Source organism: Geobacillus sp. ZGt-1, from assembly GCF_001026865.1.
GTDB lineage: Bacteria > Bacillota > Bacilli > Bacillales > Anoxybacillaceae > Geobacillus > Geobacillus thermoleovorans.
Genome location: NZ_LDPD01000235.1, coordinates 1 through 1,382 on the forward strand (window position 1 = coordinate 1; position 1,382 = coordinate 1,382).

1 protein-coding gene is annotated in these 1,382 nt (G+C 45.8%); it reads right to left on the minus strand.

Features of this window, described 5'->3' with window-relative positions:
* Window positions 1-190 precede the first annotated feature (190 nt).
* On the minus strand, window positions 191-1,105 hold the full coding sequence (locus VU18_RS16945; protein WP_047758650.1) for a tyrosine-type recombinase/integrase: 915 nt from the start codon (window positions 1,103-1,105) through the stop codon (window positions 191-193).
* Between the last annotated feature and the right edge of the window lie 277 nt (window positions 1,106-1,382).

The following is a 1,382-nucleotide window of genomic DNA, read 5'->3' on the forward strand; positions in this document are numbered from 1 at the left end:
CAAATATTTTACTCACACCCCGATTATATTTATATTCAATCCTGGAAAGAAGTAAAAACAATGTTTAATTAAAAAAAGAACGGTCCTTCATTGCCGTTGACAACGAAAAAGCAGAAGATGGGCAGCCTATTAAAGTTAAGGTTGGCCCATCTTCTTTTTGTAATCAATTTAAATCCTAAAGCAGCATATGTTAGAATTTCGGCAACGCCTCCACCGCATCCGCCAGGTCGCTATAGCTGTCTTTTAAGTATCGGGACGTGGTGGCGATATTGCTATGGCCGGCGAGTCGCCGCACTTTCTCGATATCGTTGTTCGTCGCCTTTAACATCCACTTGCAGAACGTATGGCGGAACATATGGGGCGTGAGCTTTTTATCCGGCGGGCTGTAGCTTTCGACCATGCGCTGAATGCCCCGGACGGAAAACTTCGGTGAACGTTGGCTGTAAAAGACATAGGGCGACGCCGCCACATGCGGCTTTTTCTTCGCCATTTCCGCGCGAAACGCTAGCCAATCCTGAAGTTCGGCCATGAGGATGTTCGAGATCGGCACCGTCCGCACCTTCATCCCTTTGCCAACGATCCGGAGGCGCTTCATGTCCAGGTCAATATCCGTCAATTTGAGATTGGAGAGCTCCTCGACCCGAAGACCGGCATATACAAACAGGTACACAATCGCCCGATCGCGCCGGTACTTTTCTTCCGGATCAACGCCGCGGCTGTGAACCGGCGTTTGGCGCATCCGATGCAACAGGTCCTCAAACTCCTCTTCCGTCAGCCACATAATTTTTTCGTGATCTTCATCCGCCGTTTTCAAGTCTCGAATTCCCTTCATCGGATTTTGTTCCATGTAGCGGCGTTCGACCGCCCAAGCGTAAAACCGCCGCAGCGAATTCAATCGCCGGTTGATCGTCGAGATCGCCAATGACTTTCCTTCGGTTGGTTTTAACATGTGTTGGATCCATTTGCGAATATCGGCTGGCGTGACGTAATCGCCCGGACGAAGGTGCAAGTCTTTTAAAAACTGATTCACATCATTGAGGTAGGAGATCATGGTGTTTGGGGAAAATCCCTTCTCTCGCAAATACATTTCATATTCGTGCAACATCTTGATCACCCCCTATCTTATACGACGAGTTTAGCAGAGAAAAATTCGACTTAAATCGCGGATAAAAATCATCTTATATGACGAGTATAACACAAGAAAAACGAGAAGTATAGACGCATAATGTATATTATATGTCTAGTTAAAATTAAAGTTATAAGTTTACAATTTGTAATTTCCCTTCGAAGTTTTTCTGGTACACAAATTTTAAAAAATCGCTTCTTTGTATGTGGAGAATTAGAAGCAGACACGACAATACGCCGGCGACCCGTAGTCTTTT

Bases quoted from the DNA above. Each gene is read 5' to 3' on its own strand.
- VU18_RS16945 (WP_047758650.1), bottom strand. From the start codon at position 1,105: ATGTTGCACGAATATGAAATGTATTTGCGAGAGAAGGGATTTTCCCCA.